Raw genomic sequence first — 8537 nt, 5'->3', positions numbered from 1 at the left:
GTATAAATAGGGTTGATATATAGTATAGAAACAGAATGAAAACCGAAAGAGGGTAAGAAGTATGTGTGGTTTTGTAGGATGTTTATGTGAAAACCCTAGAGGGTTTTCAGAAACAGAAAAACATCAATTTGAAAATATGAACACGATGATTTTCCACCGCGGTCCAGATGACGAAGGATATTTTCGTGATGAACATGTACAATTTGGCTTCCGCCGTTTAAGTATCATTGACTTAGAGGCAGGACATCAGCCGCTAACTTATGAAAATGATCGATATGTAATTATTTTTAATGGTGAAATTTACAATTATGTAGAACTACGTGAAATGTTACTTGAAAAAGGTGCAACTTTTGCTACACAATCTGATACAGAAGTTATTATTGCATTGTATGCACATATGAAAGAAAAATGTGTAGACTACCTTCGTGGTATGTTCGCATTTATGATTTGGGATCGTGAAGAAAAGAAACTTTTCGGTGCACGTGACCACTTCGGTATTAAGCCTTTATACATCGCACAACAAGGTGATACTACATTCTTCGCATCTGAGAAGAAAAGTATTATGCATGTAATGGAAGACAAAGGGGTAAACCCAAAGTCACTACAACACTACTTTACGTACCAATATGGTCCAGAGCCAGAAACATTAACAATTGATGTTAACAAAATTGAGCCTGGTCATTACTTCGTAAAAGAAATCGGTAAAGAGATGGAAATCCATCGCTACTGGAATCCTTATTTCAACGCTTCAAGCGCAACGAAAGAGGAGCATATCCAAGCAATTCGTGATGTATTATACGATTCTGTAAAAGTACATATGCGTAGTGATGTACCAGTAGGTTCTTTCTTATCTGGTGGTATCGATTCATCTATTATTGCTTCTATCGCAAGAGAAATGAATCCAAATCTATTAACATTCTCTATTGGTTTCGAACAACGCGGTTTCAGTGAAGTTGATGTTGCGAAAGAAACTGCTGAGAAATTAGGAGTTAAAAACCATAACGTATTCATTACAGCGCAAGAATTTATGGATGAGTTCCCAAAAATTATTTGGCATATGGATGATCCTTTAGCGGATCCAGCAGCTGTACCATTGTATTTCGTTGCGAAAGAAGCGCGTAAACATGTAACGGTTGTTCTTTCTGGTGAAGGTGCAGACGAGCTATTTGGTGGATATAACATTTATCGTGAGCCAAACTCTTTAAAAATGTTCTCTTACATTCCTAGCCCAGGAAAGAGTGTTCTAAAGGCATTAAGTGGTGCTCTTAAAGAAGGGTTTAAAGGAAAAAGCTTCTTAGAGCGTGGATGTACGCCAATCGAAGAGCGTTACTATGGAAATGCGAAAATCTTCCGTGAAGAAGAGAAAGCTGAATTAATGAAGTATTACGATGAAAGTGTTAACTATATGGATATCACGAAACCATTGTATAACGAAATTAAAGATTATGATGATGTAAGTAAAATGCAGTACATTGATATGTTCACATGGTTACGCGGCGATATTTTATTAAAAGCTGATAAAATGACGATGGCAAATTCATTAGAACTTCGTGTACCGTTCTTAGATAAAGAAGTATTTGACGTTGCATCTAAAATTCCGACAGAATTTAAAATTGCAAACGGAACAACGAAAGCTATATTACGTGAAGCTGCCCGTGGAATTGTTCCGGATCACGTGTTAGATCGTAAAAAGCTTGGATTCCCAGTACCAATTCGTCACTGGTTAAAAGATGAAATGCACGATTGGGCTGTAAATATTATTAAAGAAAGCAAAACTGAGCATTTAATCGAAAAACAGTATGTATTAAACTTACTGGAAGCACATTGTGCAGATAAAGGCGATTATAGCCGTAAAATTTGGACTGTACTTGCGTTTATGGTATGGCATCAAATTTATGTTGAGCATAAATACGATACGAATAAGTTCCACGAAGAAACAAAGCGTGCGTATAGCTTAGTTTAATAAAAAACCTTAAGGTCGCATTCGATCTTAAGGTTTTTTTCATAAATTGCATTTATTATTGATACAATAATAGTAAAAGGATGGACAACATATGATTACGTTTGAGAAAGTAAATATAGAAAATGAAAGCGCTGTAAAAGAAATGTTTCACTCACACAGCTTAGATGGGAAAAAGGTTCAGTATTGTGTAAAAGTTGATGATACATATATTGGTGTAATAGATTATAACGTTCAAGAAGAGAGTGCTATTTTGTCACAGTTAATTATTCATTTTGATTATCAAGGTTATGGATACGGGACAAATACGTATTTTACATTTGAAGAAATGATGAAACAGAGAAATGTGAAAGAAATAAAAGTATTGCATGAGGTATTTACGGAACAAGCTAAATCTTTCATAGAGGGATCTGGTTTTATTGAGGAAAATGGAATATATGTAAAGAAAATATAGTGAATATTGATTGCTTGATGAAATGAATATGGGGTAGGTGAACGTATGACAATGACTGCTGGTCTTGCATTAGTTGGAAGTTGCTTTATTGTAGCAGAATTATGCCAGATTTTCATTCGAAAAAGAATGTATAAGAAGAGAAGACCATATGAATTACAATATATACCTGTGTTTGTAATTTTGTTTTGCATGTTATTTGTATTACAAAACGCATCTCATTTCCCGCCTCTTTTGAACATCTTTTTGAAGTTTGGTTTGCTATATAGCGGCGTGGGAATATTTCTTTTATTTCTTTTATTTTGCGTACGCTACATCCACTATCAATCATACATATTCATTTTAAATTGGTTAAAAAAAAGTGATAGAACCCCCCTTACATAAGGGGTTTTTTTATTTGTACTTGTAACGAAACTTGTACAATTAACATAAAATAGGACGAGTAGAAATGAAAGCTTATTACAATAAAGAAAGGAACGAAAAAGATATATGAAACTTGTTATAGACGCAGGGCATGGTGGATATGATTCGGGTGCTGTTGGTAATGGGTTAGTGGAAAAAGAGTTAACGCTTCAAATTGCTAGACGTGTACGAGATATTTTATCTGCAAATTATCCAATCAATATTAAAATGACACGTGATAGTGATGTGTTTATCTCTTTATCAGAACGTGCTAATATTGCTAATTCATTTGGTGCAGATTATTTTATCTCATTTCACATTAATAGTGGCGGTGGCACTGGATTTGAAAGTTATATTTACAACGCGCTATCTAATAGTAGTTCCGCATATGAAAAGCAACAAAAAATGCATGCGGCAGTCAATCCTGTATTAACAAAATACGGCCTTCGTGATCGAGGAGCAAAAAAAGCAAATTATGCGGTACTAAGAGAGACTGCAATGGATGCAATTTTAACTGAGACTGCTTTTATTGATACAACGTTTGATGCTAATTTATTGAAAAACCCACAATTTATTGAAGATTTAAGTCAAGCATATGCAAACGGAATAGCAGCTATTTTTGGAGTAGCTCCAAATCCGAATCCTCCAAATCCACAACCTCCAAATCCTCAGCCAACACCACAAACGAAGGGGATTGCTTATATCCTTGGGAAAAATGTGAATTTAAGAAGTGGTCCATCAACGTCTTCTTCGGTTATTCGTCAACTAAACTCCCCAGAATCGTATGTCGTATATCAGGAAAGTAACGGATGGTTAGACTTAGGAAATGGACAATGGGTGTATAATGACCCTTCGTACATTAATTTTGTAAAGACGAGCAATAGTGATGGAAGCGCAATTGGTGTCGCATATATTCAAGGAACGAATGTGAATTTAAGAAGTGGTCCATCAACATCTTCTTCAGTTATTCGTCAATTAAATAAACCAGAATCTTATTTAGTATTTATTAATCAAAACGGTTGGTTGAACCTTGGTGGAAATCAGTGGGCGTATAATGATCCGTCATATATTAAATATAATCAATATTGAAAAGTATAATTGAACATGTCTCTATCTTATTGCTGAGATGGAGACATGTTTTTGTATTACTTATGTTATTTGTTGACTGGAATAATAATTACTTTCTTATGGTCATTGATTTTTCAAATGTTTCGAATGAAAAAATGAGGGTTAAAGACGGATATATATGTATTTCGAATGGGGAAGAGTGTCTAAATTATATATATTTAAAAAGTTTTCTGATATATGTATTGACAATATGTAAGATATACATTACTCTTTTAAATGTTATTGATAATCACTTTCAACTAGGAGGACATATGACACGAACTAAAAATATGCTTATACTTTGTATTATGTTACTAATGGTCATAATCGCAGGGTGTGGTAAAGAAGAGAAGAAAGAAAACGATACATCGGTAAAGGCAAAAGATTCATATAGTATCAAGCATGCAATGGGCGAAACGACAGTAAATGGGACACCGAAAAAAGTTGTTGTTTTAACAAATGAAGGTGCGGAGGCTCTTCTAGCTGTCGGAGTAACACCAGTTGGAACTACAAAACCACGTGCTGGTGATGAATGGTATCCTCATTTAGCGAAAGAGTTAAAAGATACGAAAGTTGTAGGTACTGAGCGTGATATTAATTTAGAGGCAGTTATGAAGCTTAAGCCAGATTTAATTATCGGGAATAAAATGCGTCATGAAAAAATATATGAGCAATTGAACGAAATAGCGCCAACTGTATATGCTGAAACGTTGCGCGGGGATTGGAAAGAAAACTTTACGCTCTATACAAAAGCTGTAAATAAAGAAAAAGAAGGGCAAAAAGCTCTTGATGATTATAAAAAACGCATTGAAGGAATACAAGAGAAGTTAGGAGATAAATTGAATTCTAAAGTTTCTATTATTCGCTTCGTACCAGGTGACGTTCGTATTTATCAGAAAAACTCATTCTCAGGTGCTGTTTTAAATGATATTGGATTTAAGCGACCACCACTACAAGATAAAGATGAGTTTGCGATAAAAGGAATTACAAAAGAGCAAATTCCGAATATGGATGGGGACTACATATTCTACTTCACATCTGATAAAGATGCAGATAAGAATAACGAAGGAACCACGTTAGCAAAAGAATGGACAGAAGACCCACTCTTTAAGCAGCTGCAGGCTTCTAAAGACAATAAAGTATTCCAAGTGGATGAAGTAATTTGGAATACAGCAGGCGGTATTAAAGCTGCAAACTTAATGCTAGATGATATTGAAAAATATTTTTTGAAATAAATGAATGGTTGAGTGCATCACTTTAAATAGGTGATGTACTTTTTTGTTTAGTTAAATACAGAAAATTCCTTCTTTTAAGCGTGGATAAGTTGTACAATAAAACCAATCATGGAATAAAGGAGTGGGAAGGAATGAAAGCTACTCATAAAGATTGGATTTTGTTTAACGGAAGAATTGTAAATACGAAAGAAGAACAGCCGATGGTTGCGTTAGAAGAGCGAGGACTCCAATTTGGTGATGGCATATATGAAGTATTTAGGCTATACGATGGGAAGCCTCATTTATTAGACTTACATTTGGAACGCTTTTTTAAATCTATGAGGGAAATAAATATTGTTCCGCCGTTTACAAAGGAAGAGTTAGTTGAAGAACTTCATCAAATGATTGAAAGAAATCAATTTCAAGAGGATGGGAATGTGTATCTTCAAATATCACGTGGAGCTCAAGCTCGAAATCATGTGTATGAAAAAGATTTACAGCCAACATATTTTGCGAATATTGTTTCGTTTCCAAGACCTACCGCTACTATGGAACAAGGAATAAAGGTTACTGTAGAAGAGGATATACGCTGGAAGTTCTGTCATATAAAATCTTTAAACCTTCTACCTAATATCATGATTAAAAATAAAATAAACGAGCAAGGGTATCAAGAAGCGATATTAGTACGAGATGGAGTTGTAACAGAAGGGTGTCATTCGAATTTCTTTATGGTGAAAAATAATAAATTAATTACACATCCGGCCGATAATTTCATTCTACACGGCATTACTCGTCACTACGTTATTACATTAGCAAAAGCTTTACATATTGAAGTAGAAGAGCGTGAATTCTCATTGCAAGAAGTATACGAGGCTGATGAATGTTTCTTTACAGCGACACCACTTGAAATATTCCCTGTTGTTCAAATTGGTGATGAGAAGTTTGGAAGCGGCGAAAGAGGACCTATTACGAAAAAACTACAAGCTGCATATGAAGAAAGTATTAGTTTGTTTAAAGTGAGAAATTAATAATGAGGAAAAAAGCTGGTATTCCCCCAGCTTTTTTTCATGATATAATTCAACCGTAGGACAAATTTTGAAAACGCTGTAAAAAGGGGATTTAATGTATGAATTATGAAGATTTTAAAGAAGTAATTCACGGTAGAAGAAGTGTTAGAAAGTTTACAGAACAAGAAGTATCCACTAGTGATATAAAAGAAATTATTGATTGTGCTCGTTATGCACCGAGTGATACGAACTCACAAACGTGGGAGTTCTTGGTCATTATGAATCGAGAGAAAATTAAAGAAATTGAACAAATGACATGGGATGCATTACATAAACTCGCAGCAAAGGCAGCAGAAAATGGAGAAGAGAAAGCAGGGAAATTACTTACACGTTCTTTCGGTCCATATGCGACAGCTTTCTCTGAGGCGCCAGTACTAATCGTATGTTTAGCAACACCATATGAATCAAAGTTTCGTGAAAAGATATTTGATCCAATTGACTTCGTTCCTGATTCAGTATGGGAAGAGGAAGGAATTAAGAGTAGCTGTCTAGCAGCACAAAACTTAATGTTGGCTGCACATGCGAGAGGACTTGGCACTTGTCCAATGACAGGACCTGTATTGTTAGCTCAAGATGAACTGCGACAATATTTACAAATTGAGCCTCAAAAACAAATTAATATGGTAATTTCACTTGGGTTTCCGAAAGATAAGCCGAAGAAACTTTCTCGAAAAGAAGTTGATGAGATTACAACATTTATTTTCTAAATGTTATGTAGAAAAGACATTGAAATGCCAATGTCTTTTTATTTTAAATGAATATTTCTTTAGTGAATTGGGCTAAAATGATGAATAAGGTGGAATTACTATTTATTTCTTAAAAAAAATTAATGTTCTTAAAATGAAAGTATGGTACAGTAATCGTGAGCAAGCTAATATTTGTTCATGAAAGTGTTAAAAACTAGTTTTAAAATTAAGAAGTTATTTTTGTATAATAAATTATAATGAAATAACAGGGGGGATGAATTTTGAAGAAATTCATAATCACTGGATTGTCTGTATTGTTATTAGTAGGCTGTGGTGCTCCAAAGGAAAAAGAAGATGCACAGTCAAATCAGGAAGAACAAGTTGTAAATGCAAGTGATGAGAATATGGTCGTATTTCCGGAAGGAGCAGTGCCAATCGGAGAAGGGAAAGTAAAAGTAACTACGCCAGATGGTACTTCTGAAAATGGCAATATACCGACTGTATTTATCAAAAAAGATACTTTAATTCAGCAAGTTGAATTAGAACTTTCTAATTTTCAAAACGATAAAGAAACATTCGTATTTGTAGATCAAATATTTGCAGATAAACATCAAGTAACTAGTACAACACAGACAACAGTACAATTAAAAGAAAAGACACTTGAGACAGGTAGTCATACGATTACTGCAGCTCAGTTTGAAAACAATGACCCGAAAGGAAAAGTCATTAGCTTTAATCAAGCGACGTTTGAAACGAAGCCTGCGTCTTAATTATGGATAAAAAGTACATTACTTAAAGTGGTAGTGTACTTTTTAATTTGGATAGAATTAGGTTGTTGAGAATAATTTGTTTCACTTTCTAGTACGTATGAATAGTAAGAAATTACTCTTTACTACTACGAAAGTGAAAGAGGTTGAAGATGTGAATCGGTTTGTTCGTATCTAAATTAAGTTAAGTTATCAAATCCATGACTTGATAATAGGAACTGTATGTTTTGTCATTGTGTACCGATTGTAGGATAAACTCGGATTAAGGTAAGTATTGAGAGGGAAATGTAGGTATTTCATTTGTAATGTCGAATAGTACATACGATGTCGTAATAACAAATTTTCTATTGTTTACTGTGAAACAGAAGAAGGAGAGATTGTAGTTATGAAAAGAGCGCTTATAAATATTGATTATACATATGACTTTGTAGCTGAAAAAGGTGCTTTAACTTGCGGGAAACCAGGTCAAGAAATTGAGAAGGAACTTGTAAATGTAACGAAACAATTTATTGAAAAAGGTGATTACGTAGTATTTGCGATCGATAAACATGAAGACAATGATGTATATCATCCTGAAGCGAAATTGTTTCCACCTCATAATATAGCAGGTACAAATGGAAGAGACTTGTTTGGTGAATTACAAGATGTATACGAAAAATATAAAAATGCTGAGAATGTATACTATATGGACAAAACACGTTACAGTGCTTTTGCAGGAACGGATTTAGAAATGAAGCTAAGAGAAAGAGGAATAGAGGAAGTGCATCTTGTAGGTGTATGTACAGATATTTGTTTATGAATATTAGGAATCCACTTTCCTTTTAAAGCTTATTATTACAGTAATATCTCATAATAATCCTTCAATTAAATATCTGTTTGCAAT

General features: G+C 34.2%; 8 protein-coding genes and 1 pseudogene. All 9 read left to right on the top strand.

Annotation, left to right across the window (positions count from 1 at the left end; genetic code table 11):
• Nucleotides 1–61: 61 nt before the first annotated feature.
• Nucleotides 62–1963 (top strand): asparagine synthase (glutamine-hydrolyzing), encoded by a 1902-nt coding sequence (gene asnB, locus AB3X48_RS14015; protein ID WP_002148240.1) that lies wholly within the window; start codon nt 62–64, stop codon nt 1961–1963.
• A 91-nt stretch (nt 1964–2054) separates the two neighbouring features.
• Nucleotides 2055–2414, top strand: a complete 360-nt coding sequence (locus tag AB3X48_RS14010) for a GNAT family N-acetyltransferase (protein ID WP_016104738.1) — start codon at nt 2055–2057, stop codon at nt 2412–2414.
• A 45-nt stretch (nt 2415–2459) separates the two neighbouring features.
• On the top strand, nt 2460–2795 hold the full coding sequence (locus tag AB3X48_RS14005) for a hypothetical protein (RefSeq protein ID WP_002158003.1): 336 nt from the start codon (nt 2460–2462) through the stop codon (nt 2793–2795).
• Between the two features lie 105 nt (nt 2796–2900).
• Entirely contained in the window at nt 2901–3902 is a 1002-nt protein-coding gene (locus AB3X48_RS14000; protein ID WP_002158002.1) for an N-acetylmuramoyl-L-alanine amidase, read from the top strand.
• A 290-nt stretch (nt 3903–4192) separates the two neighbouring features.
• Nucleotides 4193–5155 carry an ABC transporter substrate-binding protein gene (locus AB3X48_RS13995; RefSeq protein ID WP_033714708.1) on the top strand — a complete coding sequence of 321 codons (963 nt, stop codon included), beginning with the start codon at nt 4193–4195 and terminating at the stop codon, nt 5153–5155.
• A 131-nt stretch (nt 5156–5286) separates the two neighbouring features.
• The gene (dat, locus tag AB3X48_RS13990; RefSeq protein ID WP_016104740.1) at nt 5287–6162 is read left to right on the top strand and encodes a D-amino-acid transaminase; all 876 of its coding nucleotides are present in this window, start codon (nt 5287–5289) and stop codon (nt 6160–6162) included.
• Nucleotides 6163–6260: 98 nt separating this feature from the next.
• Complete coding sequence (locus tag AB3X48_RS13985) at nt 6261–6908, top strand: nitroreductase family protein (RefSeq protein WP_016104741.1); 648 nt, start codon at nt 6261–6263, stop codon at nt 6906–6908.
• A 260-nt stretch (nt 6909–7168) separates the two neighbouring features.
• Nucleotides 7169–7657 carry a putative periplasmic lipoprotein gene (locus tag AB3X48_RS13980; protein WP_002157997.1) on the top strand — a complete coding sequence of 163 codons (489 nt, stop codon included), beginning with the start codon at nt 7169–7171 and terminating at the stop codon, nt 7655–7657.
• A 382-nt stretch (nt 7658–8039) separates the two neighbouring features.
• Nucleotides 8040–8450, top strand: a pseudogene (locus AB3X48_RS13975) (cysteine hydrolase family protein); the annotation flags it as partial.
• Nucleotides 8451–8537 lie beyond the last annotated feature (87 nt).

Origin of the sequence: Bacillus sp. S4 (assembly GCF_040838205.1) — a bacterium.
Lineage (GTDB): Bacteria > Bacillota > Bacilli > Bacillales > Bacillaceae_G > Bacillus_A > Bacillus_A cereus_U.
Note: the sequence above shows the minus strand (reverse complement) of the source record. Positions and strands in the feature narration are given on the sequence as shown.

Coding starts and splice junctions, on each gene's coding strand:
- asnB (WP_002148240.1), top strand. CDS start 62: ATGTGTGGTTTTGTAGGATGTTTATGTGAAAACCCTAGAGGGTTTTCA.
- AB3X48_RS14010 (WP_016104738.1), top strand. CDS start 2,055: ATGATTACGTTTGAGAAAGTAAATATAGAAAATGAAAGCGCTGTAAAA.
- AB3X48_RS14005 (WP_002158003.1), top strand. CDS start 2,460: ATGACAATGACTGCTGGTCTTGCATTAGTTGGAAGTTGCTTTATTGTA.
- AB3X48_RS14000 (WP_002158002.1), top strand. CDS start 2,901: ATGAAACTTGTTATAGACGCAGGGCATGGTGGATATGATTCGGGTGCT.
- AB3X48_RS13995 (WP_033714708.1), top strand. CDS start 4,193: ATGACACGAACTAAAAATATGCTTATACTTTGTATTATGTTACTAATG.
- dat (WP_016104740.1), top strand. CDS start 5,287: ATGAAAGCTACTCATAAAGATTGGATTTTGTTTAACGGAAGAATTGTA.
- AB3X48_RS13985 (WP_016104741.1), top strand. CDS start 6,261: ATGAATTATGAAGATTTTAAAGAAGTAATTCACGGTAGAAGAAGTGTT.